19 protein-coding genes are annotated in these 25,706 nt (G+C 63.8%); 3 read left to right on the forward strand and 16 right to left on the reverse strand.

Translation table 11 applies throughout. The features are described from left to right. Positions 1-56 precede the first annotated feature (56 nt). The 11 genes from ACWF6P_RS01210 to ACWF6P_RS01260 all read right to left on the reverse strand — a co-directional run bounded on the left by ACWF6P_RS01210 (position 57) and on the right by ACWF6P_RS01260 (position 14,923). Positions 57-1,940 carry an alpha/beta hydrolase-fold protein gene (locus ACWF6P_RS01210; RefSeq protein WP_452619669.1) on the reverse strand — a complete coding sequence of 628 codons (1,884 nt, stop codon included), beginning with the start codon at positions 1,938-1,940 and terminating at the stop codon, positions 57-59. 252 nt (positions 1,941-2,192) lie between these two features. Next, positions 2,193-3,203 carry an alpha/beta hydrolase gene (locus ACWF6P_RS01215; protein ID WP_378633639.1) on the reverse strand — a complete coding sequence of 337 codons (1,011 nt, stop codon included), beginning with the start codon at positions 3,201-3,203 and terminating at the stop codon, positions 2,193-2,195. Positions 3,204-3,533: 330 nt separating this feature from the next. Then, the gene (gene zomB, locus ACWF6P_RS01220; protein ID WP_378445545.1) at positions 3,534-5,453 is read right to left on the reverse strand and encodes a flagellar motor control protein ZomB; all 1,920 of its coding nucleotides are present in this window, start codon (positions 5,451-5,453) and stop codon (positions 3,534-3,536) included. After that, positions 5,431-6,336 carry a decaprenyl-phosphate phosphoribosyltransferase gene (locus tag ACWF6P_RS01225; protein ID WP_452619670.1) on the reverse strand — a complete coding sequence of 302 codons (906 nt, stop codon included), beginning with the start codon at positions 6,334-6,336 and terminating at the stop codon, positions 5,431-5,433. Before ACWF6P_RS01225 ends, zomB begins: the two co-directional genes overlap by 23 nt. Next, positions 6,333-6,866 (reverse strand): phosphatase PAP2 family protein, encoded by a 534-nt coding sequence (locus ACWF6P_RS01230; RefSeq protein ID WP_230817658.1) that lies wholly within the window; start codon positions 6,864-6,866, stop codon positions 6,333-6,335. The genes ACWF6P_RS01225 and ACWF6P_RS01230 overlap by 4 nt, the downstream gene beginning before the upstream one ends. Next, positions 6,847-8,760 (reverse strand): glycosyltransferase, encoded by a 1,914-nt coding sequence (locus ACWF6P_RS01235; protein ID WP_452619671.1) that lies wholly within the window; start codon positions 8,758-8,760, stop codon positions 6,847-6,849. The genes ACWF6P_RS01230 and ACWF6P_RS01235 overlap by 20 nt, the downstream gene beginning before the upstream one ends. Next, the gene (gene glf, locus ACWF6P_RS01240; RefSeq protein WP_452619672.1) at positions 8,757-9,971 is read right to left on the reverse strand and encodes a UDP-galactopyranose mutase; all 1,215 of its coding nucleotides are present in this window, start codon (positions 9,969-9,971) and stop codon (positions 8,757-8,759) included. The genes ACWF6P_RS01235 and glf overlap by 4 nt, the downstream gene beginning before the upstream one ends. A 69-nt stretch (positions 9,972-10,040) precedes the next feature. Continuing rightward, complete coding sequence (locus tag ACWF6P_RS01245) at positions 10,041-10,964, reverse strand: MBL fold metallo-hydrolase (RefSeq protein ID WP_452619673.1); 924 nt, start codon at positions 10,962-10,964, stop codon at positions 10,041-10,043. 111 nt (positions 10,965-11,075) lie between these two features. Next, positions 11,076-12,227 (reverse strand): acyl-CoA dehydrogenase family protein, encoded by a 1,152-nt coding sequence (locus ACWF6P_RS01250; RefSeq protein ID WP_283306458.1) that lies wholly within the window; start codon positions 12,225-12,227, stop codon positions 11,076-11,078. 2 nt (positions 12,228-12,229) lie between these two features. Continuing rightward, positions 12,230-13,411, reverse strand: a complete 1,182-nt coding sequence (locus tag ACWF6P_RS01255; protein ID WP_007731825.1) for a thiolase family protein — start codon at positions 13,409-13,411, stop codon at positions 12,230-12,232. Positions 13,412-13,501: 90 nt separating this feature from the next. Beyond that, positions 13,502-14,923, reverse strand: coding sequence for an amino acid permease (locus ACWF6P_RS01260; protein ID WP_452619674.1), 1,422 nt, complete (start codon positions 14,921-14,923; stop codon positions 13,502-13,504). 170 nt (positions 14,924-15,093) lie between these two features. On the opposite strand from ACWF6P_RS01260, the gene ACWF6P_RS01265 reads away from it, so the two are divergent. Continuing rightward, positions 15,094-16,587, forward strand: coding sequence for a PucR family transcriptional regulator (locus ACWF6P_RS01265; protein ID WP_452619675.1), 1,494 nt, complete (start codon positions 15,094-15,096; stop codon positions 16,585-16,587). Between the two features lie 105 nt (positions 16,588-16,692). On the opposite strand, the gene ACWF6P_RS01270 is transcribed toward ACWF6P_RS01265, so the two are convergent. Next, positions 16,693-18,255 (reverse strand): SpoIID/LytB domain-containing protein, encoded by a 1,563-nt coding sequence (locus ACWF6P_RS01270; RefSeq protein WP_452619676.1) that lies wholly within the window; start codon positions 18,253-18,255, stop codon positions 16,693-16,695. A gap of 331 nt (positions 18,256-18,586) precedes the next feature. Between ACWF6P_RS01270 and ACWF6P_RS01275 the strand changes: the two genes are divergently transcribed. Then, on the forward strand, positions 18,587-20,572 hold the full coding sequence (locus tag ACWF6P_RS01275) for an N-acetylmuramoyl-L-alanine amidase (protein ID WP_452619677.1): 1,986 nt from the start codon (positions 18,587-18,589) through the stop codon (positions 20,570-20,572). Between the two features lie 37 nt (positions 20,573-20,609). Here the strand turns inward: ACWF6P_RS01275 and ACWF6P_RS01280 are convergent, their stop codons facing one another. The 3 genes from ACWF6P_RS01280 to ACWF6P_RS01290 are packed head-to-tail and all read right to left on the reverse strand — an operon-like array spanning position 20,610 to position 22,978. Continuing rightward, positions 20,610-21,431: an HAD family hydrolase gene (locus ACWF6P_RS01280; RefSeq protein WP_378445767.1), complete on the reverse strand. Its 822-nt coding sequence runs from the start codon at positions 21,429-21,431 to the stop codon at positions 20,610-20,612. Positions 21,432-21,484: 53 nt separating this feature from the next. Then, on the reverse strand, positions 21,485-22,219 hold the full coding sequence (locus tag ACWF6P_RS01285; protein WP_452619678.1) for a lysophospholipid acyltransferase family protein: 735 nt from the start codon (positions 22,217-22,219) through the stop codon (positions 21,485-21,487). Between the two features lie 3 nt (positions 22,220-22,222). Beyond that, a complete protein-coding gene (locus ACWF6P_RS01290; RefSeq protein WP_230817678.1) occupies positions 22,223-22,978 on the reverse strand; it encodes a lysophospholipid acyltransferase family protein in 756 nt (251 codons plus the stop codon). Positions 22,979-23,071: 93 nt separating this feature from the next. On the opposite strand from ACWF6P_RS01290, the gene ACWF6P_RS01295 reads away from it, so the two are divergent. Beyond that, the gene (locus ACWF6P_RS01295) at positions 23,072-23,911 is read left to right on the forward strand and encodes a hypothetical protein (RefSeq protein WP_452619679.1); all 840 of its coding nucleotides are present in this window, start codon (positions 23,072-23,074) and stop codon (positions 23,909-23,911) included. 10 nt (positions 23,912-23,921) lie between these two features. Here the strand turns inward: ACWF6P_RS01295 and ACWF6P_RS01300 are convergent. Further along, positions 23,922-25,706 (reverse strand): beta strand repeat-containing protein (locus ACWF6P_RS01300; RefSeq protein ID WP_452619680.1); only part of this gene is annotated, 1,785 nt, incomplete at its 5' end.

The raw sequence follows: 25,706 nt of genomic DNA on the forward strand, positions 1-25,706 counted from the left end.
GCACGCGGGCGGGCACCGATCCGTGATCGGGCCCGCCCGTCGTGCACCACTGTGAGTTAGTGAACTTCTGTCTTGTCACCGATCACCGTGATGTAGCCGAACTGGAAGTTCTGCTGGACACCACCGGGAATGTCGAATTTGTCACTGATCGGGAATCCGAGTCGTCCACCTTCGTAGCCGACACTCTTCCAACCGTCGAACAGCGGGCCGTTCTCGACGGACCAAGCACCGGTGCCGGGGCTCCAGTAGATGTTGCCGCCCTCGAACTCGGTGAAGCGTCCGTTGTCCTTGACGGGAACCTCGTTCGACTTCGGGAATCCGAGCCAGCCGTTCTCCCAGCCGAGTTCGCCGTACTTGCCCATGATCATTCCGAGAACCGCGTGAGTTCCGTTGGCGCTGCTGTACATCGCGCCGATCTCGAATCCCTGGACCTTGCCCGCCTTGCCGGGGGTCGCGATCTCGTCGGCGGTCGGGTAGCCGAGCGGGCCACCTTCCCATCCCTGTGCGGACCACTCGGCGAGGATGTCGCCGCTGACGGGGTGAGCGCCGGTCTGCGGGGTCCAGTAGATGGAGCCGTTCTGGAAGTGGTTGAAGCGTCCGCGTCCGTCGGGCGTACCGAGTTCAGGAGTGCGCGGGAAGCCGAGCGGTCCCGCTGCTGCTCCGGTGTTCATGTACGCGCCGGCGATACGACCGGCGACAGGCTGAGCGCCCGTTCCACTGGTGAAGTAGATGCGACCGTTGCGGAAGTCCTGTGCCAGGCCACCCGCGACGCTGTACTCGGGCGTGATGCAGTCGCCGATCCAACCGTTGGCTGCAGCCGTCGCACCGATTTCACCCGACGTGCCGCACGCCGGTTTCTCGACCTCGACGCCGATGGCGTTGGCCAACTGCGGCCACAGCTGATGAAGCTCGAACTGCCAGTACGGCCACGAGTGGGTACCGGACGGGCGGTAGTTGACCTGCGCGGGGATTCCCAACTGGTTCAACTTGGTCGCGAAGGTCTGCGAGGTCAGGCGAGCGAGGATCTCGAGGCCCATGCCTGCGTAGTTGGTGCTCACACCGGGAATTCCCGACGGCTGGTCGTACGGGCCGGTCGTACCGCTACCGCTGGAGACGTACAGGCTGACGCCCTTGAGCTTCTCGGCGAGCGCGTACGGATCGTGTGCAGCCCACTGCGCGTTGGACGGCGGTCCCCACATCGCGGCGGAGTTGTATCCACCGGCGTCGGTCATCGCGAACTGGATTGCCTGAGGCATGCCGAGCGAAGTGGTGGTGAGGATGCCGGACAGCGAAGCCGCGAACTTGAAGAAGCCGGGGTTACGCGCCGTGAGGAACATCGCGGACGTTCCGCCCATCGACAGTCCGACGACTCCGCGCGTCTGCGTGGTGCGCCAGTCCTTTTCGAGGATGGAGGGCAGTTCCTTGGTCAGGAACGTCTCCCACTGGTAGTTCTTGCCGTTGTCGGGCGCGAGCCAGTCGGAGTAGAAGCTGGATTGGCCGCCGACGGGAAGAATGACGTTGACGTTCTTGTCGGCGTAGAAGGATTCTGCGTCGGTTTCGTAGGTCCAGGCGTTCTCGTTGTCGGTCGCGCGAAGACCGTCGAGCATCCAGACCGAGGGGAAGCTGGCCGACGGATTGACGTTCCAATCGCGGGCCAAGAGGATCTGCACCTGAATCGGGGTGCCCATCGCGGGAGAGTTCACCCACAGCGCGACGCGACGCTCACTGAGCCAGTCGACCTTCGTGACCGCTGCCCCGGTGGGGTTCTGGGTCACGGCCGGTGCGGCCTGAGCAGGTGCCGGCGCGGCTGCCGCGGTTCCGGCAGTCGTCAAGCCCGCGGCGATCGGCAGCACCAGCATCGCTGCCAGCGCGCCGACGACCTTTGTCCGGAAGGTTGCCCGGGACCGGCGACGGTCCTCCCTGGCAAGGCCTACTCGCATGAGCTCACTCTCTTTCCTTACGTTCGGTCCGCGCGTCGATCGTGGAGCCGCCTGAGCAGCCAGACCCCCGTTGAAACTATTTCTACACGCAAACGATCCCCGCTTGGGGTAGCCGCGCTGTTACTGGTGGTGCAATTGTTACTGACATCCGGCGCTCGTGCAGCACCTGAATACACAAGTGCCGTCCCGGTTCTCCTTCGAGGAGTCCGGAACGGCACTGGTGAAGTGACTAGGTCACGGGATCGCGCACGATCACCAAGCGTTCATGGTGTCGAGGATCTGGCCGCGAGCCTTCCACAGCTCTGCCGACCAGTACGGCCACGAGTGCGTGCCGTTGGACGGGAAGCTGTAGGTGGCCGGGATACCCAGCGAGTTCATGCGGATCTGGAATGCACGGGTGTTGACCAAAGCGAGAGCTTCGAGGCCCATGCCGTTAGCCGTGTTGTAGTAGTCGATCGGTGCACGCGGGTGGTCGTATTCACCCGGCAGGCCGCTTGCCGACGAGATGTACATCGACAGGCCCTGCAGACGCGGTGCGAAGACGAACGGGTCGTTGCGCAGCCAGGACGGGCTCCACGGCGGTCCCCACATGGAATCGACGTTGAAGCGACCGGCATCGAGCATTGCGACGCGGATTGCCTCGCGCATGCCGGGAGCCGAGATGTTCAGGTAGCCCGACAGCGAGCCGGCGAACTTGAACTGGTCACGGTGGTAAGCAGCCAGCGTCAGAGCAGCGCTGCCACCCATCGAGAGTCCGAGGACTGCGTTGTTGGTGGGCGAAACGCCGTAGTTCGCGAGGAAGTTGGGGAGTTCCTGCGTGAGGAACGTTTCCCACTTGTACGTGATCTGCTGGCCGTTGAAGTTCGACGGTGCGTACCAGTCGCTGTAGAAGCTGGACTCGCCACCGACGGGCATCACGAGGGTGATGTTGTCGTTCTTGTACTGGTCCATCGCATTGGTCTCGAAGCTCCACGCGTTGGCGTCGTTACGCGCACGCAGGCCGTCGAGGAGGTAGAGGGCAGCGTTTCCGCCGCGAGCGGCCCACTGGACCTGGACCTTGATGTTGCCCATCGAGGAGGGCACCCACAGCTCGTCGTATCCGCCCGACTGGACGGTGCGGCTGGGAGCAGTGTGCGCGGGCGCAGCAGAGGCGACAGCACTACCGGCAACACCTGCAGCAAGGGGAAGCACAAGTGCTGCGGCACCGATGGCCAACGCTCGGTGCTTGAGGCGCTGGGTCAGCCTCTTTCTGGCAAAACGCATGGATACTGCTCTCTCTCTTCGTCTGCGGCACCCACTCGGTGAGTGGTTCCGGCGGATTCCGTCGGGGAACAGGCTTTTCTGCCAGCCTGAACGAGTTCAGGTCGGCAGCGGACCTCTTCCAAGTCACACTGCGCTCGCTGGACTTTATGTCACAGGTTCAGCTGTGACAAATAGACAGACCGTTACGTCCCAGTCCGCGAGCGACACCGTCCTCACCCCTGGGGGGCGATTCAGGTTAGGTGAATCGTCTTCGAGTACATCGTGGTCAATCGATTCGGTGTTACTGAATCGAAATATTCAAACCTTCAACCGTCGGTGATGCTGATCACATCACCTGGGTGGCTCTGGTGGCACGAGCCCGCACCGTTCCAATTCGTAGGCCGGAACCCGGTCGAATCGGTACTTCGCGAAGTCGAATGCCTGCTGGAAGTTCTGTTTGAATCTGGCCCAGGTCAGCTCGGAGCGGTACGACGTCAGCAGCTCCTGCGTTTCCGGGCAGGTGATGGCCAGCTTCGCGTCCGCAACCCAGTCCTCGTCGAGGAAGAACGGCAGCCACGGGCGAACGTCGATCATTCCCGTGTCCGCGACCACCCAGTCCGGATAGAGATTCTTGTCGTGCCCGATCCGGCCGTCCTCGAGTCGCTCGGTGTGAGCTGCCAGCGGGTACGCCAACCCCATCTGATCGAGCACCCGGACGTCGAGGCCGACGTTCATGCTCGTCATTCCGAGGTTGAGGAAGAAGACGACGTGCTCGGCCGGCTCTTCGAGCGGTCCGGGCGGTGGGACGACGAACCAGGAGTCGTAGCTCGCGGACGGCAGCAGCAGCCCACCCTCCGGGGTCCGCGCGATGGTCTCGACCATGGCACGCATCCGCGGATAGTCGAGGTAGTCCTCGGCGAGGATCGGGTGCTTGTGACCGGTGTTGAGTGCGTAGAACGCGCGCTCGTCGACGATTCCCGAGCGACCCACCACGGAGCCTTCCGGCATACCCGTCGTGTTTGCGGCGAAGAAAGCCCAGATGATCGTGCCGATCCACAGCACCGCCGAGACACCGAAGATTGCGGTGTCTCGGTTGCTGCCGAACGCTGATCGAGCAGGCACCCGCAACGGAATGACCGCGACCGGGATGAGCAGGCAGAACAGCACCGGCAACAGGACGCGGCCGTGCATGAAGTCGCCGCCGACGCGCAGAGAGTAGATCCCGAGGATCAGCCCACTGCCGAGAATGAAGGTGACAATCGCCCGCGGCGTGCGCAGGAACTGCTGAAAGCGCTGCCACAGCGGGCGTGCTGGTTGATCGGTGGCGGTGGCTGGTGCGTCCGCTCTGCTTCGCCACACGAGCAGCAGGGCACCGATGAGCAGGAACAGCAACGGCAACCAGAGCAGGTACGGCCCGACGAGGTTCCACAGGTACGCAAAACCCTGCGCCCACTTCGCGCCACCGGCGTCCTTCGACACCGCGGTGTTCGGGTACGGCAAGGCGTAGTAGCCCATTCGCCAGATCTGATAGGCCACCGGGACAAGTCCGGCGACGACCACGATCAGTGTGCGAATCTTCCAGGTCAGGCCTGCGGAGAGGACGATCATCATCAACGCGGCGGCACCGGGAATTGCCATCTCGGGTCGAACCAGAGGTCCGAGGCCGGCCACGAACGAGAGAGTCAGGATTGACGCTGTGGAGGGCGTCGAGGCCTGCGCCCACCGAACGAGCAGTAGCCACAGGAGCGCGATCCAGAAGATCACCAGGCACGTTTCGAGCCCGGACGTGGCGAAATCCCGTGCAGGCGGAACCGCGATGTAGACGAGAACACCTGCCGGAACCAGCAGGATCGTTCCGCCCGCCGACGGCCGCACGCCGCGGTACAGACGACCGGTACCGAGCATCGCCAGCACGACAGCCGCTGTCGAGAGGACGAGGGCGATCGTCAGGACGACGTATTCGAGGCGGATCTGCGTGAGCCAGCTGAATGCGTAGACGATGTATGTCCACGCGGTACTCGTGTTCGCCTCGACCCGCTCACCCGCATTGAAGACCGGGCCGTTTCCCGCCAGCAGATTGCGGACGGTTCGCAAAACGATAAGTCCGTCGTCGGCGATCCAGCGGCGCTCCCACGCACCCCAGAACATGAGGGCAGCAGCAAGCACCACCCCGCCGAGAAAAACTCCTCGACTGAGGGTGGTGCGGTTCGCCGCAGTGTCGACGTGCGGGTCGGCCTCGGTGCGTGGCTCAGACGAGGTAGACAGCGACACCCACTACTCCGATCCACGCAATCGCGAGGAGTTGCAGCACCCGGTCACCGAGCGCGATCTCCTCAGGCTCTCCGGCTTCGCCGCCGTCGACGTCCACCGCGTATCGCAGCACCGCGATGGTGAACGGCACCATCGAGATGGCGTACCAGTTGGTGCCCTTGATGGCGTCCTGTTGGAACGCCCACAGTCCGTAGCAGAGGACCAGCGTCGTCGCTGCCATCGTCCACACGAAACGCAGGTACGTCATCGTGTAGCTCTCGAGGGACTTACGGATCTTTGCACCGGTCTTCTCGGCCAACTGCAGTTCGGCGTAACGCTTGCCTGCGGCCATGAAGAGCGAACCGAACGCCATCATCAGCAGGAACCACTGCGAGAGATCGATCTCGGCGGCAACGCCACCGGCGATCGCCCGAAGCAGGAAGCCCGACGAGACGATGCAGATGTCGATGACGGCCTGATGCTTGAGGCCGAAGCAGTACGCGAGCTGGATGACGATGTACACGCCCATAACCACGGCGAGTTGCCAGTTGGCCAGGAAGGACAGTCCGATCGCAGCGGACAGCAGTACGACTGCCATGCCGTAGGCGATGTTGACGGGCAGAACTCCGGCCGCGATGGGACGGAATCGCTTCGTGGGGTGAGCACGGTCGGCTTCGACGTCCATCGCGTCGTTGACGAGATAGATGCCTGATGCCGCCATACAGAACACGACGAACGCCAGCGCGACGGGCAACAGCACGTCGGCTTCGGTGGCGGTTCCGGCCGCGATGGGCGCTGCCAGCACAAGGACGTTCTTGACCCACTGACGTGGGCGAAGCGCCTTGACGATGCCGGCGGGCAGGGACTTCGGGGGTCCGCTGACCGTAGCCGGTTCCTCGCTCATTTATCTCCACATTTCTGTTCGGCTCTGGCTTCTTCGACCCGGCGAACTACCGCCGCGGATGCGGCTCCCAGTGCCGCTCCGGCGAGTACGTCGGTCGGGTAGTGAACTCCCAGGACCAGACGCGAGAGCATCATCGGGGGCACCAGCAACGCCGGTAAGGGTAGCCCGGTGAGTCGGCCGATCAGCACAGCCGCCGCCGTCGTCGACGTCGCGTGTGACGACGGGAAGCTCAGCTTGCTCGGTGTCGAGACGTTGACCTGCACCGACGGGTCGGACGGTCGCTTGCGCCTGACAACTCGTTTGATCACCACGGAGGCGGCGTGTGCACCGAATGCTCCGACGGCTGCTCCGGCCCATTCGCGTCGACGCGGCTTGTCCACGGCGGCTCCGACGGCTGCGATCGCGATCCACCCGAGCGAGTGCTCACCGAAGTGAGACATGCCGCGAGCGACCTTCACGGCTCCCGGCAGCTGCCCGACGGTCGATTGAATCCCGGCCAGAATCCGTACTTCAGGAGATGCCGAAGACACGTTCCCACCTTTCCGTGCTGGTCAGTGAAGGAACGGCGTCCTGGTACTGCTTCTTGAGCTCGGGGAAACGCGCGGCGAGTTCGCGGCGCAACCGTGTGGCTTCCTTGAGCAGTTCGAGTGCAAGCTTCGGGTTTCGCTTGCGGTAGACGACGCCGCGACCGTCGGCCGTGGTGACGGTGACGCCGTCGACCTGTGAGAGCAGGAACCAACGCGCGTCGATGGTCGGCACGTTGAGCTGAGGACGCTCGAGGTGTTCGGGCTTGGCCGGCTTCACGTTGTGCACTCCGGCCCTGAGGACCCGGGTGATCTTCGCGACGGTCGACAGCGGCAGGCTCACGTCCCCGACGTCGGCACCGGAGGGCAGCGGCAACGCAGTCGACGACGGCAGTACGACGGCGTCGGAGAATTCCTTGCGCTGGGCGTGGACCTCACCGAGTGCTGTCGGCAGCATGTTCGCGACGTGCTCCGGTCCGGCGAGGAAGTCCGCGATGGCCGTGTTCTGGATCGCGACGGTGGAGTACTCGAGGCACAGGAGGTGCTTCAGGGTTGCTTTCACCGTGTTGACGACGAGACCGCGGCCGTTGCCCGGCATGTGGAGCGCGGCCACCACCAGACGGTTACGGAGGTGGAAGTACGCCTGCCAGTCGATGGCGTCGTCCTTGTCACTCCACGCCATGTGCCAGATCGCGGCACCGGGCAACGTGACGGTCGGATATCCGGCTTTCTTTGCGCGCAAACCGTATTCGCAGTCGTCCCACTTGATGAAAAGAGGGAGAGGCTGCTTGATCTCTTCGGCGACCTGGCGCGGGATCATGCACATCCACCAGCCGTTGAAGTCGACGTCGATGCGGCGGTGCAGGAGTTTCGATTCGCGCAGCGGCTTCTTCGAGAAGTCGTGGTCGTATTCGACGTTCGGTGCCGCGGTCCACATGAAGATGCCGCGGTTGACCACTTCACCCATCACGTGGAGGTGGCTTCGTTCCTGCAGGTTGAGCATCTGCCCACCCACCAGCATCGGCGACTTCGCGAAACGCGAGAACGAAAGCGCACGCAGAATCGAGTCCGGTTCGATCTCGATGTCGTCGTCCATGAACAGGATGTGCTGGCACTGCGTGGTCTTGAGTGCCTCGTACATGATTCGGCTGTATCCGCCCGAACCACCGAGGTTGCCCTGATCGTGAATGGCGAGCCGATCACCGAGCGCTTCAGCAGCTTCGGCAAATCCCGGCTCGTCGCGCACCTTGCGGGTGCCCTGATCCGGCATGATGACGGCCTTGATCACGTCCGACACCAGCGGATCCGACGCCAGCGCAGCAAGCGCCTTGACCGCGTCGGTCGGACGGTTGAACGTCGGAATACCAACGGCGACAGTCGCTTCGCCGGGAGCCTCGACGGGTGCGTACCAGCCGCCACTCTCGACGACTACGGCCGTATCGGTGGTGATGTCGAACCAGATCCAGCCACCGTCCTCGAACGGTGCCAGTTCCACCTCGAACTCGAGCGCGGCATCGCCGTCGGCAAATTCCTTGCCTTCCACGTGAATTCGCGAGGAATCCGCCTTGGAACGGTAGATGTCGACGCGGCCGTGTCCGGACAGTTCCAGACGCAGGACCACAGATTTCAGGATGGACCAGCGTCGCCAGTAACTGGCGGGGAACGCGTTGAAGTAGGTGGCGAACGAGACCTCGGTCTCGGCGCCGAGCGCTACCGACGTGCGTGAGGTCGAGTGTGCCCGCCGGCTGTTGGACCAGGACTCTTCCAAGTACAACGTGCGGACGTCGAGCGGCTCACCCGCGCGGGGCAGGATGATCCGCTGGAGCAGGGACTTACCGAGGTAGGTCACCTCGTCGCCGCCGACGGCGTCTTCGCCCTCGAGTAGATGACGTGCGTTCATTCGCTCTCCCCTGCCAATTCCGCACCCGTTTCGAGATGCGGGCGCAGGGTGTTCTCGAACATGGTCAGCGCGCTGGCGATCGCCATGTGCATGTCCAGGTACTGGTAGGTGCCGAGACGTCCACCGAAGAGGACCTTGTTCTCTGCGGTCTCTTTCTTGGCGCGTGAGCGGTACGCGGAGAGCTTCTCGCGATCCTCGGGAGTGTTGATCGGGTAGTACGGCTCGTCCTTCGCCTCCGCGGCACGTGAGAACTCACGCATGATGACGGTCTTGTCGGCCGGGTACTCGCGCTCCGGGTGGAAGTGACGGAACTCGTGGATGCGGGTGAACGGGACGTCCGCGTCGTTGTAGTTCATGACGGGGGTGCCCTGGAAGTCACCGGTGGGCAGAACCTCGGTCTCGAAGTCGAGGGTGCGCCATCCGAGCGAACCTTCGGAGTAGTCGAAGTAGCGGTCGAGCGGGCCCGTGTAGATGACAGGTGCGTCGGGGCTGGCGGTGCGCAGTTCGTCGCGGACGTCGAAGTAATCGGTGTCGAGGCGGACCTCGATCTTCGGATCCTTTGCCATGTTCTCGAGCCACGCCGTGTAGCCGTCGACGGGCAGACCCTCGTACGTGTCGTTGAAGTAGCGGTTGTCGAAGTTGTAGCGGACCGGCAGGCGGCTGATGTTCGCCGCGGGCAGCTCGGTGGGGTCGGTCTGCCACTGCTTAGCGGTGTAGTCACGCACGAATGCTTCGTAGAGCGGGCGTCCGATCAGGGAGATCGCCTTCTCTTCGAGGTTGGAAGCGTCCTTCGAGTCGATCTCGCTGGACTGCTCGGCGATGAGGGCGCGCGCTTCTTCGGGCGTGAAGTACCGACCGAAAAACTGCGACACGAGGCCGAGCCCCATCGGGAACTGGTACGACTGTCCCTTGTGCAGCGCGAAGACGCGGTGCTGGTAGTTCGTGAACTCCGTGAACTGGGTGACGTAGTCCCAGACCTTCTTGTTGGAGGTGTGGAACAGGTGGGCACCGTACTTGTGGACCTCGATGCCGGTCTCCGGCTCTGCCTCCGAGTATGCGTTTCCCCCCAGGTGGTGACGGCGATCCAGCACCAGCACGCGCTTACCCAGTTGGGTAGCGGCACGCTCGGCGATGGTCAGCCCGAAGAATCCCGAACCGACGACGATCAGGTCGTACTGGGCACGGGCGGTCTCTGAATTTGCAGCGGTCACGATGAACCAGGGTATCGGACCTGTTCGGAAGCCGAGGGTTGGATGCGTCACCAGGGCCGATGCGGCAAGTCAGGACGCTGCGAGACCGATCAGACCCGCCGCACTCGGCACACCCGTCGTATCGAAACCGATGGTGATCGGTTCGTCGACCGGAAAGTGCGCGGGAAGTAGAACGAGTCCCTCCGACGCGCAGCGTTCGAGAAGTGCGCGGCGGGTGACCCTGGCGATGTCGGGGTCAGCGTCACCGCCCTGGCTGAGGTCCGGGTACAGAAACTGAATCGGATGGTGGATCACGTCGCCGGAGATGACGGCGCCACCGTCGGCAGTGCGAATCTCGATCACGATGTGACCTAGCGTGTGGCCGGGCGCGCTGCGCACGACGACGCGTGTGCCTTCTGCCTCGGCCAGGACATGACCGTCGTCGACTGCCGCCCACTTCGCCCCGTCCAGAACGGGACGGACGCTGTCCTCGAAGGTCTGCGCGAGATCCGAGACCACTCCTTCGTGTGGACCGTCGGCGGCGAGTTGTTCGAGCGCGGTCAGTTCGGTGCGGTCGAAAATGTAGGTCGCGCGGGGAAAGGTGGGCCGCCAGGTTTCGGCGTCGAGGTTGGTGTTCCAACCACAGTGGTCGGGGTGCAGATGTGTGCTGACCACCAGATCGACATCGTCCACGGCGACGCCGGTGGCTGCGAATCGCGAGAGGTAGTCGGTGCCGAACATGTGGTGCGGCAAGAGGTTCGGCCGGTGCTTGCTGTTGCCGTTGCCGGTGTCGACGACGATGGCCTTGCCGCCGATCTCCACCAGGTAGGTGTGGATGGCAAGTACGAGGTCACCGCTGCCCGCGTCGAAGAACTCCGGTGTCAGACGCGCCGACGCTTCCTCGATCTCCGTCTCACCCGCGTAGGGAAAGAGCTCTCGCGGCGGGAACGGCCAGTGCGCCAGTTCGGTCAGTTGGGTGACGCGCGCCGATCCGACGTCGATGGTGAAGCTCATCAGTGTTTGCCTTCCGAACAGCTCGATACTGCCTGTAGGCACACACAAAGGGCACCCACCGAAATGCTCGGTGGGTGCCCGGTCGGTGTCAATGGTTTTCGACGCCGGTGATCAAAGACTCTTCGCGATGATGCCCTTCATCACTTCGTTGGCACCGGCGTAGATCTTCTGCACGCGGGAGTCCTCGTACATGCGCGCGATCGGGTACTCACGCATGTAGCCGTACCCGCCGTAAAGCTGCACGCACCGGTCGACGACGGCGCATTGCTGCTCGGTGAGCCAGTACTTGACCATGGCGGCGTCGGCGCCGTCCAGCTCGCCGTTGAGGTGATCCTCGATGCAATTGTCGAGGAACACGCGGCAGGTGCGTGCGATCGTCTGGCACTCGGCCAGCTCGAAGGCGGTGTTCTGGAACTCGAAGAGACTGTGCCCGAACGCTTGACGCGCCTTGGTGTATGCGACGGTCTCCTCGACTGCACGCTCGATGGTGCCGATGGCCTGCGCGCCGATGATGAGGCGTTCCTGCACCAACTGCGCCATCAGTTGACCGAAACCGAGACCCTCGGACTCGCCGAGGAGATTCGAGACCGGAACGCGAACGTCGGTGAAGGACAGCTCGGACGTATCGGCGCCGTGCTGACCGACTTTGTCGAGCACGCGGCCGACGGCAAAGCCTTCGCAGTCACGAAGATCCACGATCAAGAGCGAGACTCCCTTGGCCCCGGCCTTGGGATCGGTCTTGACGGCGAGCACGATCATGTCGGCGCTGCCACCGTTGGTGATGAAGGTCTTCGACCCGTTCACTACGTAGTGGTCACCGTCGCGGATCGCGGAGGTGGTGATGGCCTTGAGGTCGGAACCTGTTCCGGGCTCGGTCATTCCGATGGCGCCGAGGATTTCACCCGTGGCCATGCCAGGCAGCCAGGCCTTCTTCTGCTCTTCGTTGCCGTACTCGAGGACGTAGTGGGCGACGATGCCACTGTGCACCGAGTTGCCGAGTGCGTAGTCACCGCAATAGCCCTGCGCCTCGAAGACAGCGAGATCGTGCGCGAAAGTTCCACCGCCCCCGCCGTATTCCTCGGGAATCGAGCAGCACAGCAGGCCGAGCTTGCCGGCTTCGAGCCACACGGACCGGTCGACGCGATGCTGAGCGTCCCACTGCTCACGCTTGGCAATCAGTTCACGATCGAAGAAACCACGGGCCAGTTCGGCTACTGCGGTGATCTCGTCGTCGTGCCACGACGGCTTGCGCTTGGTCGCCATGATCAGACCCGCTTCAGCAGGGCTGCGAGTGCCTGTCCGCCGCCGATGCACATGGTGACGATGCCGAATTCGAGGTCGCGCCGGACCATGTCGCGGGCCGCGCGCAGGGTCAGGATGGCTCCGGTGGCGCCGACGGGGTGTCCGAGGGCGATTGCTCCGCCGTACGGGTTGGTCTTCTCCGGATCCAGGCCACTGTCACGGATGACGGCGATGGCCTGCGAAGCGAACGCCTCGTTGACCTCGGCGGTGCCGATGTCGGAGGGCTTCAATCCTGTTTGCGCAAAGAGCTTTTCGAGAGCGAGCACGGGAGCGTAGCCCATCAGGCCGGGCTCCATGGCTGCTGTCGTGACTGTTTCGAGCGTGACCAGTCCGGTGAGGCCGCGCTTGGCTGCCTCGGTGCCCGTCGCGAGGACGAGTGCGCCGGCGCCGTCGTTGATGCCCGACGCGTTACCGGCAGTGACGGATCCGCCCTCTTCGAATGCGGGGCGCAACTTGGCGAGGGTTTCGACGGTGGTTCCGGGCTTGGGATGCTCGTCCTCGGTGACTGTGACGGAGCGCCGGCCACCGGTCTCGACGGGAGTGATTTCCTCGGCGAATGCTGCCTTCGCTGCGTCGGTAGCGGCGCGGCGCTGCGATTCGACGGCGAACTCGTCCTGCTGCTCGCGGCTGACGCCGTACTTGCGGGCGACGGCTTCGGCGGTGCGGCCCATGTGGGCTTTGCTGAACGGGTCGGTGAGCATGGCGACGGTGCCGTCGACGAGGCTGCGATCGCCGAGCTTGTAGCCGGATCGGGCAGCGAAGTCGTAGAACGGCATGCGGGACATGCTCTCGTCGCCGCCGGCGAGGGTGATGGCAGCTGCGCCCCAGCGCATCTGCATCGCCGCAGACCACACGGCCTGCAGGCCGCTGCCACAGAGGCGGTTGACGGTGTAGGCGGGGACGTTCTCGGGCAGCCCGGCGGCGATGCCCACGCGTCGTGCGTTGTAGGCGTCGGGGCCGACCTGGCCGATGCAGCCCATGACGACCTCGTCGATGTCTTCGGGTGCAACGCCGGCGCGGCTCAGCGCGGCCTTGGCTGCTGCGGCGCCCAGCTCGTGTGCGGGGACGTCCTTGAAGACGCCGCCGAAGCTACCGACGGGGGTCCTGGCCCCGTCGACGATGACGATCGGTTCGGGTGTGGTCATGATTGTCCCCATCTGCTGTGCTCACGTCGATTTCTTCGTCCGTGGCCGATACTAGGACATCGAAGTATCTCGCAGATGGGGACGTTGGTGTCAGGGTGTGGGAGCGCTCTCGACCGCCGGTACGCCCTCGGCCTCGGTGGCTTCGGCGTCTTCGGGGTCTTTGTCGTTCCGATAGCGGTAAAGCCCGATACCCACGAGGATCGCTGCGAGCCCCAGGGACACGAACATCTGACTGCGAGTCGAGTCCAGAGTGAGCATGCCGATGCAGAGCGCGATGATGGCTGCGATCGTGGCGTAGGTCAGGTACGGGAAGAACCACATCTTCAGCTCCAGCTCCTGGCCCGACGCTTCGAGCTTGCGGCGAGTGCGCAGCTGGGACACCGAGATGACGAGCCAGACGAACAGCGCGATCGCACCGGAGGAGTTGACCAGGAACAGGAAGACCTTGTCCGGGGAGAGGTAGTTCATGCCGACGGTCAGGAAGCCGACGATCGTCGAGACCAGAACCGCGCGCATGGGTACGCCGGTCTTCTCGATACGTGAGAGCGACTTGGGGGCGTCGCCGCGGCCGGCGAGGGAGAAGATCATGCGGCTCGCGGTGTAGAGACCGGAGTTGAGGCAGGACAGAACCGACGTGAGGACGACGACGTCCATGATGTTGCCTGCGGCCGGAATGCCGTACGAGTCCATGACGGCGACGTACGGGCTGAGCGCGACGGACGCGCTGTCCCAGGGAAGCAGTGTGACGACAACGGCGATCGAGCCGATGTAGAAGATGAGGATTCGCCAGACGACGGATTTGACGGCTGCGCGAACGGCTTCGAGCGGGTTGGCCGATTCACCGGCGGCGATGGTCGCGATTTCGGCGCCGAAGAACGAGAACACGACCACAAGGACTGCGGCGAGCATGGCTCCTGTTCCGTTCGGCAGGAAACCGCCGTGACCGGTCAGGTTGGTCATTCCGGGTGCTTCGACGCCCGGCATCCATCCGCAGATCGCCACGACACCCATGCCGAGGAACGCGATGATTGCGACGACCTTGATGGACGCGAACCAGAACTCGAACTCACCGAAGGACTTGACCGAGATGATGTTGGTCAGCGTCAGCACGATCATCAGAATCAACGCCCAGGTCCACTGGGGAACGCCGGGAACCCAGCGATTCATGATGAGGGCACCGGCGGTGGCCTCGATGCCGAGCACGATGATCCAGAACCACGCGTACAGCCAGCCGATCGAGAAGCCCGCCCAGCGGCCGATGGCCTTGTCGGCGTACGAGGAGAACGAGCCGGTTTCCGGCGACGCTGCCGACATCTCACCGAGCATGCGCATCACGAGGATGACGACGACGCCGGCGAGTGCGTAGGAAATCAGGACGCCTGGGCCCGTCTCCTGGATCGCCACACCGGAGCCGACGAACAGTCCGGCGCCGATGACGCCCGCGATCGCAATCATCGACAGATGCCGCTTCTTCAGCGTGTGCTGAAGTGCGGGCGGTTCTGTACTGGACATCAGTACTCCTCGTTGGCTGTTCGGGACGTGGATCTCGGTGACGCTCTGCTGGAGCGCAATTTCGATAGCGCCAGTGTCGGACCTTCGGCAAGCTCGCGTCAGGCTCCACTTTGTACAAACGTGACCGCAGGCACTACAAAGTGGCGGGTTCGGGGTGCCAGACTGGACCCATGCCCATCACGCTCCGTCAACTCTGTGCGACCGAACAGTTCGGCCTTCGCGTCCTGGCTGGGCACGACCAGCTCGATCGCACCCTGACCTGGGCACATGTCTCCGAACTTCCCGATCCGACGCCTTTCCTCGACGGCGGTGAACTACTGCTCATCACCGGGGTGTCACTACCGACGACGGCCGCGGAAACGACCCGATTCGTACGAACCCTGGTTGCGGCCGGAATTGCCGGAATCGGTTTCGGAACCGGCCTCGGATACGAGCAGGCGCCGCAGACTCTGGTGGATGCGGCCACCCGTTTCAGTGTGCCCCTACTCGACGTCCCTTTGCGAACACCTTTCATCGCCCTGACCAAAGCGGTGTCGAAGGCGCAATCCGACGACGACATGAAAGCGCTGCGCAGCAACTACCAGAGCCTGCGGCGACTACTTCAAGCTGCGGTGACGGTCAACGGCACCCGGGCGGTCGTACGACGGGTGGCGGAATTGATCGGCGGATGGGCAGCGCTGCTGGACTCGGCCGGTCATACCGTCGAGATCTCGCACACTGCCGCGGCCGCTGGAATCGAGCGAACGGCCCCTGAGCGCGATGCTCGCCCGATGGAGGTCAGCTTCCTCACGAGTGAGAACGAGGACGTCATCTCCCATCCCCTGCTGACGTCGAGGGGAAAGCTGATGGGATACCTCGTCGCCGGTTGCCCTGGCGCCGTCGGATCTCTGAATCAGGGAATCGTCATCGCAGCCGCATCTCTGCTCACCTTGATGACGGCTCGGACCCGAGATGCGCAGTTGACGATGAACCACCTGCGCACCGTTGCGATGCATCAACTGTTCGAAGGCCAGAATGCGCTCGCCCGCAACATCTCCGGTGAACTATGGGGAGGATTTCCGGTCGAACCTTTCCAGGTCTTCCACGTAGCGGGTCCCAGCGGCCTGCTCGAGAGCGTGTCCGTCTCACTGCTCGACGGCCTCAGCCGCGATCTGGCCTTCGGCATCACCGACGGCGCACTGATCGCCGTAGTCTCGGCCACGGACAGTGGACGAATTCTCGCTCGTATCAATGAGATCGACGTAACCGTCGGCGTGTCGGACATGTTGTGGTGGGACGATCTTTCGCGCGCCAGACGCCAAGCCGCGCAGGCAGCAGCCGAGGCCGGCGCCCGCAACCTGCCCTCGATGCGGTTCGCCGAACTCTCGGAGAGTGGATTGTCCGCGTTTCTCGATCAGGATCGCTCGACGGCATTCGCGGCGGCACACTTGCGACCGCTTCTGGAAGCGAAGGGCGGTAGCGATCTCTACCGGACCTTGGCCATGTGGCTGGCACACAACGGGGTGGGCGACGCCGCAGCAACAGCGCTGAATATTCATCGACATACGTTGCGCAGCAGACTCGCTCGGATCGAGAGCCTTCTTCAGCTCGATCTCGGCTCCCCCACGGAACGCGCGGAGTTGTGGCTCGAGTACCGTCTGCTCGGCGACGCTCCGACCATCTGACAGGTCAAACCGATATCCCCTGAAGCGACCTGAAGGGCCCCCACCGGATTGCGGCAGAGACCCTTCAGAGTCGATACGTGCGAGTCGCTACCGACCGACCTTCCCCTAGCTTCCGCCCGTCGGTATCCACTCGCGGAGCACGTTGGCATCAACTACCTGCGCACCCAAAACCTTTGTCCAGATGATGGTTCCGTTTTCGTAGACACGGAAAGTGCCTGCTTCGGAGGGCAACTGCATCTCCGGGCCGACAGGAGTACCGAGAGAGCCGGTTTCACCACCGAGCTCCCGATACTTCTTCTCGATCTGCGTCTCCGTAACCGTACCCGATGGATCCTCGGATGGCGAATTGGATTCCGGCACTGTCGATTCCGAATTTGGCGCCACTACCACACCGGCACCGTCACCGATGGTGAACCAGTCCGATTTCAGGCCGAGTTTCTGACGGAACTGCATTCCGGTCGCACCGACCGTGCCGCTTGTACCGACCACCTCGACTGCCGTCACTCGTCCACCGTCGGTGCCGAATCCGTTGCGCGAAAGAATCTTGAGTGATTGCAGCTCGCCGACACCGAAGGCGTCCGCAATCTGCCCTGCGGTCAGATTCACGGTCCAATCGTGATTGGGAGACAGCGCGTCGCCAAGATCTTCGACGGCCGGGAACTCTCCGCCGGAGCTGTAACCTCCTGTGGACGAGGAGAATTCAGTGGCCACGATCTTGCCGTCACGTGACAGAACGGCACCAGCGGTGGAGCGAACAGCTTCGGTGGTGCGGGGATCTTCCTTGCCCGCCCCGCCGTACACCTGGCAGTCCTGTGTGTCGCAGGTGTCGGCGTACGCGGACCGATGTTCGGTTGCAGCATACGAGCGCGCTGCCACGGCTTGAGCCCGGAGTGCTTCGGCCCCACCGGAATCGGCCCATTCCGCTTTTGCCTCCACCGGTACTACGCCGAGCAGGTAGTCCTCCATGTCGAGAAGATTCACCGTCCGCGCCGAGCCGTTGTCGAGCACTACGCCGAGGGCACCACGATAGGGCGCGTCGTTGTCGCACAGCTTCAGGAACTGGTCGGCGGGTCGATCAGGACCGAGATCCACCGGGTCCACCCACGGATGATCGGTGACCGCTTCCCAGACGACCCCGCCACCACATCCACTGGTGACAACCACCTGTGCACCGCCACCGGGCAGTGCAGTGAGGTGGGCAGCCTCGCCGGGCGCGGTGCGCTGGCCGTTGACCACCAGGCCGGCGTCGGAGTACACGTCGAGCGTCGAGTTGTCCTGGGCCGTGAGCCGCACACTCATCTGCGCGGGCGGAATGGAGTCCAGGACAGTTCCGCCGTAGTAGTGACTGAGGATTCGCTCGCCGGACCACCCGTCGTTCTTGGCGTAGCCGTAGGCGCCCCACTGGCCCATTCCGCGGCCATGTCCGTTGCCGTGACCGGAGAGCGTGAATTGTGTATCGGCGGCGACGGCGTGCAAAATCGACGGCTCGTCAGCGCGGATTTGCGTGAAACCTCCGATCGCGACGCCGAGTGCGAGAGCTGGAACGAGTCCGAGGACCGAGACTCGCATCAGCGAGGTTCGCCTCCCGGGTCCGCCCACCAGAAAGCGACCTGCGCGACCGGACACAGGCTTCTTACCTGCAGTTCCGCTTCTTCCGCTTCTCGCCATCAATGCTCTCCTCATCGGTACCGGCCTCACGAGTCCGCGAAGTCGGTACTCCGCGCGCAGGCCAGTCCACAACGATTTAACTAAAGTCTCACCCTAAGGTTGAGCGTTATGGACTTTTGTGACTAGTGTGGCAAGAGTGTTTGGAGTTAGCAACACCAGTCACACGAGTCACACCAGCATCACGAGTTGCAGACGTACGCGTCCGAAAACTGGAGTTCAACCCCAGAACATGGCATCCGACCTGCTCGGATCCGGTTTTGAAGGATTCCGTTCACGGCCGTCATCGGCCCTGAAGTTCGCTCGCAAGTAACTACAACCGAGGAGTAATCCCTTGCCACACCGTCGACCGAAGCCCTCGCTCGTACTCGGGGCTGTAGCCGCAGTGGCTGTCGCAAGTCCTTTTGCGGTCTACGGCTTCACGAGCACTACGTCCGATGTACGTTCCGCGAACGAAACGACGTCAGTAGCAGTGCCGACCCAGATCGCACAGGTGCTCCTCGCGTCGGTGCCCGACATCATCATTCCGGTCAAGGAGCTGACCGGTCTCGATCTCCCCGACATCAACCTCGGCGATCTGAGAAACCTCAAGCTCCCGACCGAAATCCCACTACCTCCCGGGATCACGCTGCCGACCGAGCTGTTCCCGGCACCCGCTGCTCCCGGCGGCCCGACCGAGACCGCTCCGGTTCCTTCCGAGGAAGAGCCAGGCGCTGTGGTCAAGGAAGTCACCCGCGACACTCCGTTCAGCATGGTCGCGTTGACCTCGGACACGATCGCCTCGGCGCAGTCCAAGGTCCGCGCCCTCGCCGAAGACGGCACCTGGGGCCCGTGGTTCACCCCTGACGCCATCGACTCCGCCAGCTCGGATCAGGCCACCAATGCCGGCACCGCCACCGAACCGGTCTTCGTCGGCGCCACCAAGTCCATCCAGATCCTCACGCCGCAGGGCGTCGCTGCTCCCGCAGCCGAGGCTGTGCCGGCTCCGGCACCAGAAGCCGCACCCGCACCGGAAGCCGCACCCGCTGAAGCGCCTGCGCCTGCTGAGGCACCCGCAGCCACCGGCGAACTCGGGTACACCCCCGCTTCGGTGTCCAAACCGCTTCGCCAGGTGACGACGGCAGCAGATGCCGTCACCGCAGTGTTGATCGACCCGGGTGCCAGCGAGGCAGACAGCAATCTGCAGGCCGTCGCAGCGCCGCTCGGCGGCAGCGGACCGTCCGTCATCACCCGCGCGCAGTGGGGAGCAGACGAGTCACTTCGCTGCGACTCCCCCACGTACGACGACTTCATCGGCGGCGCGACCGTCCACCACACCGCGGGTAGCAACAACTACACGAAGGCCGAATCGGCGGGCATCGTCCGCTCGATCTACGCCTACCACGCACAGACTCTCGGCTGGTGCGACGTCGGATACAACGTCCTCGTCGACAAGTACGGTCAGACCTTCGAAGGCCGCGCAGGCGGACTCGACAAGGCAGTGCAGGGCGCGCACGCCGGCGGCTTCAACGAGAACACCACCGGTATCGCGATGATGGGTGACTACTCCAATGTCGAGCCTTCGCAGGCGACGCTGAACGCCGTCGGCAAGTTCCTCGGTTGGAAGCTCGGCATGGCGGGCCTCGACCCCAAGGGTCGAACGACGATGTACTCCGAGGGCACCGAGTTCACTCCGTACCCGCAGGGCGCAGCAGTGGATCTGCCGATCATCTTCGCCCACCGCGACGTGGGAAACACCGCTTGCCCGGGTGATGCCGCGTACGCACACATGAACGACATCCGGAACATCGCGGCCGCGAATATCGGGGGAACGTTGACCCCCTCGAACCCCTCCAATCCGTCGACACCTGCGCCCAAGCCGACCACACCGGTCGACACGGTCACCGGTGGCACCGGATCGTCGATCCCGGATCTGGTCACCCAGATTCTGAAGATCACCGACAATTCACCGCTCGCGCAGAAGTGGATCGCCGAGGGTGGCGACCTCGGACGCCTCGGCCAGGCGCTGTCCGGAATCCTGCAGGCGAAACTCGGCAACCAGGGTGCGTTGTTCCAGAACGGCGCTGTTTACACCTCACCCAACGGCGGAGTGTTCACCGTGCTCGGCGAGATCTTCAAGTCGTGGCAGAGCTTCGGTTCCGACGCGGGTGAACTCGGATTGCCGATCTCGGACGAGTACTCGATCCCGGACGGCCTGCGCAGCGACTTCGAGAACGGTTCGCTGATCTTCAACCAGATCACCGGCATGGTCACCAAGGTCCTCAAGACCTACAACGAAACCTTTGCCCAGGAAATGGCCAACAGCGCGCCTGTCGGCTGACAGCCGAGCAGTACACGTCCTCGGGCGCTGGTGGGTTCTACGACCACCAGCGCTCGAGGACTTTTGCGACCCCGTTCTCCGAATTGGTGTCCGTGACCTCGTCGGCTGCGGCTTTGGCTTCGGGGTGAGCGTTCCCCATGGCCACGCCGAGGCGTGCCATCCCCAGCATCGGGATGTCGTTGGGCATGTCCCCGAAGGCAACCAGACCCGACAGGTCGAAACCGAACCGCTCCGCGGCGGCAACCAGTCCCGATGCCTTCGTGATTCCCGGCGCCGAAAGTTCGATCAGTCCGTTCTCGGTGGAGTACGTCATGTCGGCGAGCGCACCGACGTGTGGGGCGAGCGTGTCGTACATCGCCGTGCTGGTCATGCCCGGACGACGAATCAGGAGTTTGACGGCAGGCGCCGCAAGCACTTCGTCCTCGGACATCTCGGTGTTGTCCGGATTGAGCCAGGCGTGTTCGTAATCCGGTGAGCTGACGAACTGCGGGGTGGCGGCGTCATGTGCGCTCTCCCCCACCCGTTCCGCGGCCAAACCCGACCCGGGGAGTGCAACCAGAGCCAGTTCGGAGAGTTCGGTGAGTGCGTCCACCGACAAGGTCGCGGCACTGAGGACGCGGTCGGCGTAGCTGTCGTAGACAACGGCTCCGTTGGCACAGACGGCGAGTGGCGCGTATCCCAAGCCTTCGACGACGGGCGAAATCCAGCGCGGTGGGCGGCCGGTTGCCAGTAGGAACGGCGTGCCGGATTCGACGACGGCATGCACGGCGGCGCGGGTGCGGGCGCTGACCAACTCGTCGTGATCGATGAGGGTGCCGTCGACATCGGAGGCGACCAAGGTCGGGCGGTCAGGGCTGATACGACGGTCTGGGCTCACACCGCCATTGTGCCCGTCCGGTACGACGGTCTCGCTCAGCGCGCCCGCTTCGCTCGTTCCTGTGCGTCCATTGCGGCGGCTTCCTCCGGCGTCGGTGCGCCACCGCCGAGTCGCCGCGGCACCCAGTACGCCCCGGGCTCGTGCACGAACCCGTCCTGCACGTGGCGCAGGATCGCATCCATCTCGATGCGCAGGATCTCGCTCAATGCTTCGGCGGGCTCGACCGGATCGATCGGTGCGCCCACTTCCACCGAGATCGGGAAGCGATTGCGGCCCAGATTCTTCGGTCCACCCTTGGTGACGATCCGCTGGGCGCCCCAGACGATCAGCGGAATGATCGGAACACCGGCGTCGATGGCCATCCGAGCTGCCCCGGATTTCATTTCCTTGATCTCGAAGCTCCGGCTGATCGTCGCCTCCGGGTAGACGCCCACCAACTCGCCCCGCTTCAGGGCGTCGACTCCGGCTCGATACGCCTGCGCTCCGGCGGAGCGATCGACTTCGATGACGCCGCATCCACGCATGAGGAAGCCGAGTACCTTGTTGTCCGCCAACTCGGCCTTTGCCATCACCCTGAGCTTGCGTTTTGCGGTGCCGACCGCCAGAGCGGCCGGGATGAAATCGAGGTAGCTCGTGTGGTTGATCGCGATGACGGCGCCGCCGGACACCGGGACGTTCTCAGTCCCGGTGCGGGTGACCTTCACACCCTGGAAACCGCTCAGACCACGCGCGACTACCTCGACGGCGGTGTAAACGGGTTCGAAGGACATCGGTCAGCCTTCGGACTTCCGCGCCTCGCGAGCCTTGGCCTTTGCCGCGGCTTCGTCGGCGTCCATCTTGTCCGCCTGCTCGAGGGTCGGCGCGCTGCCACCTAGGCGGGCCGGTACCCAGTACTCACCTGCCGGATGGTCGTAGTTCTTCTGCAGATCGAGCAGCAACTCCTGCATTGTCGAGTGCAGCTTCGCCGTCAGCTCACTCGCCGGCTCGAAGGGCGCGATCGGCTCGCCGACGGCAATGGAGATAGGAGTGTTGGTGCGGCCCAAACGCTTCGGATAACCCTTCGTCCAGACGCGCTGAGCGCCCCAGATGACGACGGGAACGATCGGGACGCCCGCCTCGATCGCCATCCGGGCGGCGCCGGACTTGAATTCCTTGATCTCGAAGCTCCGACTGATCGTGGCTTCGGGGTACACGCCTACCAATTCGCCGCGCTTGAGGAAATCGACGGCTGCCTTGTAGGAGTCTGCGCCGGCCCCGCGATCGACCGGGATGTGCTTGAGGGCCCGCATGATCGGTCCGGAGATCTTGTTGTCGAAGACTTCCTTCTTGGCCATGAACCGGATGTAGCGCTTCGGGGTCCGCGCCGGCAGTCCCGCATACGTGAAGTCCATGTACCCGGTGTGGTTGATCGCGATCACGGCGCCACCGGACGCCGGGATGTTCTGCTCTCCCTTGACGGAGAACTTCAGGCCCTCGAAAGCGAAGACGGTACGGGCGATGCCGATGACTGTTCTGTAAACGGGATCCACAGTTCGCTAGCGTAGACGGGAATCCGTGATCTGACCCGCAGCAGTTCTGGGGTGGATGTTGGTCAGAATGTCGCAAAAGGGGCGTACGAACGAATGAAGTCGGCAGGACGAGCGGCAGTGGGGGCAGTCGCACTCGCCATGACGTTGGCGATAACCGCATGTGAGGACGACGGACGGACGGGAATCCTGACGGACGAACCGTCTCCGCCGACGACTGAAACCACTACGACAACCACTCTCGCACCCACGACGACAATTGCGCCCGCTGCGCCGGTCGCGCCACCTCCGGTTGGTGACGTGCCCGGCAATCCGGCTGCTGCGCCGGCCTTGGCAGCTTGGGCAACTGACCTGGTGTCCTTGGACGTGGCTGCGCTCACGAACGCATGCTGGACGACGCCGCCCACAACGATCGTCGACCGATATTCGGATGTGCCCGCCATCTTGACGGCCATCGCAGCACCAGGCGTCGACGGCCAGTACGCGGTCACCTGGAGCGGCGGCGGACTCTCCGTCGCCGCCAAGCGCTCGGAGATCGCTTCCGGCTATGCGTGCCCGTTCGTCTTCCCTGCGGGGCAATCCAATTTCTACACCGCGGCCGACGCTTCCCATGCTGTCGTCAGGTTTCTCTCACGCGCCACGGGACGGCCGGTCAATACCCGCGACGTCGAGACGTTCTATCCGCTGATCTGCCCCGGCAACAGCCCGTGGGATCCGGACGGCACCGGCGCCACCGGCCAGCCGCCACTCAAGCTCGATCCGAATCAGCTGGCCGGTATCAAGTCTTTCGACGCCGACGCTGCAACAGTCACTCCGGTTCGCGGCGACTACGTCCGTGTCACCCTGCCCGTCAGCGACGGAACCGGTAACTCGCGCTCGATGCAGTTCACCCTGTCGATCGGCCCCGAGGGATATTGCCTCGGGGCCGCGACCTGAACTGTTCCGGTCAGGAACCGAATGGAAGGAAATCGCTCGAACCAGCACTGCCGGAACCGAGACTGCCTGAGCCACCGCCGGTTGCAGCCTTGATCTGAATTGCGTGGGCAGTCGAGGTCGAGCCCGTGAATCCGGCTGCGCCGCTGTAAATTGCCGTGATCGAGTGCGTGCCAGTTGTCGTGAAGGTGTGGTTGAGCGCCGCGATCCCGTTGACCACCGCAACAGCGTCACCGATCGGGGTGTCCCCATCCATGAACTGCACGGTTCCACCGTTCTGCACCGAACTGACAGTCGCCGACAGGGTCACCGACTTGTTCACGACGGCCTCGGCAGGCACGGTCACCGCAGTTTCCGTGGTGACATCCGAAGGCGCAGGATCCGTGACATTCACCGACCGTGCCTGGGCGGAGGATCCGACTACACCCGATCCGCCCGAGTAAACCGCCGTGATGCTGTGCGCACCCGCAGAATCAAACGTATGCGATAGACCAGCAGCTCCGGCCGTCACCGCTACAGGGCCGCCGATTGCAACGCCACCGTCGTAGAACTGCACGGTACCGACACCGACAGCGTCATCCGACGAGGTCCGGACGGTTGCCCACAAATCTTTCACCACACCAGTTTTGGCGTCGGTGGGGACGTTCAGTTCAACTACAGATTCCTGGTCGGCAACGCTGACCTGAACAGACTTCGCACTCGCAACCGAGTTCTTGAATCCGGCGCCGGCGGTGAAGTCAGCCGTAACACTCTGAGCGCCAGCAGCATCGAACGCATGGCTCAATGTCGCAACACCCGAGGAGACTGCAACCGGCGAACCGATCGCCGCACCGTTCGACTTGAACTGCACCGAACCAACAGCATTCGAGGGAGCAACCGTCGCCGTCAGATCAACCGCCGCACCCGTAACCGCCGTAGCCGGAACCGACAACGCCGTCGTCGTCACCACATCCACCGGAGCCGGATCCGAGACCGTCACCGTCTGGGCCGATGCCGAGGAGCTGACGAAGCCTGCACCGGCGGTGAAGTCAGCCGTAACACTCTGCGCACCAGCAGCATCGAAGGAATGCGAGAGCGTCGCGGTCCCACCGGACACCGTCACCGGGGAACCGATCGCAACACCGTTCGACTTGAACTGCACCGAACCAACAGCATTCGAGGGAGCCACCGTCGCAGTCAGATCAACCGCCGCACCCGTGATCGCCGTAGCCGGAACCGACAGTGACGTCGTCGTCTCCACATCAACCGGAGCCGGATCCGAGACCGTCACCGTCTGAGCCGACGCCGAAGAACTCACAAACCCAGCACCGGCAGTGAAGTCAACCGTAACACTCTGCGCACCAGCAGCATCGAAGGAATGCGAGAGCGTCGCGGTCCCACCGGACACCGTCACCGGGGAACCGATCGCAACACCGTTCGACTTGAACTGCACCGAACCAACAGCATTCGAGGGAGCCACCGTCGCAGTCAGATCAACCGCCGCACCCGTGATCGCCGTAGCCGGAACCGACAGTGACGTCGTCGTCTCCACATCCACCGGAGCCGGATCCGAGACCGTCACCGTCTGAGCCGACGCCGAAGAACTCACAAACCCAGCACCGGCAGTGAAGTCAACCGTAACACTCTGCGCACCAGCAGCATCGAAGGAATGCGAGAGCGTCGCGGTCCCACCGGACACCGTCACCGGGGAACCGATCGCAACACCGTTCGACTTGAACTGCACCGAACCAACAGCATTCGAGGGAGCCACCGTCGCAGTCAGATCAACCGCCGCACCCGTGATCGCCGTAGCCGGAAC

It is taken from the genome of Rhodococcus sp. NPDC055024 (assembly GCF_053608585.1).

What these genes read in the sequence shown, in the direction of transcription:
- ACWF6P_RS01210 (WP_452619669.1), bottom strand. Translation starts at nt 1,940, where the DNA reads ATGCGAGTAGGCCTTGCCAGGGAGGACCGTCGCCGGTCCCGGGCAACC.
- ACWF6P_RS01245 (WP_452619673.1), bottom strand. Translation starts at nt 10,964, where the DNA reads ATGAGCTTCACCATCGACGTCGGATCGGCGCGCGTCACCCAACTGACC.
- ACWF6P_RS01215 (WP_378633639.1), bottom strand. Translation starts at nt 3,203, where the DNA reads ATGCGTTTTGCCAGAAAGAGGCTGACCCAGCGCCTCAAGCACCGAGCG.
- ACWF6P_RS01265 (WP_452619675.1), top strand. Translation starts at nt 15,094, where the DNA reads ATGCCCATCACGCTCCGTCAACTCTGTGCGACCGAACAGTTCGGCCTT.
- ACWF6P_RS01295 (WP_452619679.1), top strand. Translation starts at nt 23,072, where the DNA reads ATGAAGTCGGCAGGACGAGCGGCAGTGGGGGCAGTCGCACTCGCCATG.
- ACWF6P_RS01225 (WP_452619670.1), bottom strand. Translation starts at nt 6,336, where the DNA reads ATGAGCGAGGAACCGGCTACGGTCAGCGGACCCCCGAAGTCCCTGCCC.
- ACWF6P_RS01250 (WP_283306458.1), bottom strand. Translation starts at nt 12,227, where the DNA reads ATGGCGACCAAGCGCAAGCCGTCGTGGCACGACGACGAGATCACCGCA.
- ACWF6P_RS01285 (WP_452619678.1), bottom strand. Translation starts at nt 22,219, where the DNA reads ATGTCCTTCGAACCCGTTTACACCGCCGTCGAGGTAGTCGCGCGTGGT.
- ACWF6P_RS01235 (WP_452619671.1), bottom strand. Translation starts at nt 8,760, where the DNA reads ATGAACGCACGTCATCTACTCGAGGGCGAAGACGCCGTCGGCGGCGAC.
- ACWF6P_RS01260 (WP_452619674.1), bottom strand. Translation starts at nt 14,923, where the DNA reads ATGTCCAGTACAGAACCGCCCGCACTTCAGCACACGCTGAAGAAGCGG.
- ACWF6P_RS01270 (WP_452619676.1), bottom strand. Translation starts at nt 18,255, where the DNA reads ATGGCGAGAAGCGGAAGAAGCGGAACTGCAGGTAAGAAGCCTGTGTCC.
- ACWF6P_RS01255 (WP_007731825.1), bottom strand. Translation starts at nt 13,411, where the DNA reads ATGACCACACCCGAACCGATCGTCATCGTCGACGGGGCCAGGACCCCC.